This is a genomic window from Spiroplasma sp. ChiS (genome assembly GCF_002968355.1).
Classification (GTDB): Bacteria; Bacillota_I; Bacilli_A; order Mycoplasmatales; family Mycoplasmataceae; genus Spiroplasma; species Spiroplasma citri.
Map to the genome: position 1 here is coordinate 1 of NZ_PUUH01000215.1, position 804 is coordinate 804.

The 804-nt window shown below is 23.1% G+C and carries 2 protein-coding genes; both read right to left on the bottom strand.

From position 1 onward, the window contains the following. Window positions 1-175: 175 nt before the first annotated feature. Window positions 176-412, bottom strand: coding sequence for a hypothetical protein (locus tag C6B38_RS05775; protein WP_105298965.1), 237 nt, complete (start codon window positions 410-412; stop codon window positions 176-178). After that, the coding region (locus C6B38_RS05780) for a hypothetical protein (RefSeq protein WP_105298966.1) at window positions 412-804 on the bottom strand (393 nt) is incomplete at its 5' end. The genes C6B38_RS05780 and C6B38_RS05775, both read right to left, overlap by 1 nt.

Here is an 804-nt window from a genome sequence, read left to right on the forward strand (position 1 = left end):
AAAACTAACATATATCAGAATAAAATACCAAACTCATTAATTAATTTATCTCATTTATCGTAAATTGACCCAATAAATAAAGCAAAACCAAAACCAACAACTAAAATATATACTAATATTTCTCATCATTTTTCTTTTAAAAACTTTAAAATTTTAATTTTCATAAACTTAACTCCTAACTATACAATGTTTTTGAAACAATAAACCCAACAATATATAAACTTGATATCGTTAACATTAACGGATGACTAAACAAAACTGCCATTCTACCAAATAATCAAATCAACCAAGTATCAGAATTATATAAATCCATAATAATATTTTTTGCTGATGTAAATTGATTAATAATAACAGTAATAAAACCAGTTCCAAATATCACAATTGCCGCCACCAATAAAACTAATTTAATCATTACTTTTTATCTCCTTTAAATTTAGTACTTCTAATATTTTTCGCTTGATATCTAATACTTTGTCGTTTAAGTTCTTTTTTAACTTGCTGCTTATTACTATTCTGATAAACATTTTTACCAACATTAATACCTTTTCGTACAGTTGACGAATATACTTGCGAAACACCATTATTAACTGTCGAACCTAAATTATTATATTGTGTTGATGTACCGTGAATTGCATAAATAGATAATTTAATAACCATAAAAAAGACTAAAAAATAAGCAATCGATGTATTTGTCATCGGTAATTTTGTATTTCAAATTACATCAAAAATAAACAAAAATATATCAAAAACAAAACTAAAAATCTTATCTCAATTACTATTATTATTTTCAACTAATAAATTAAT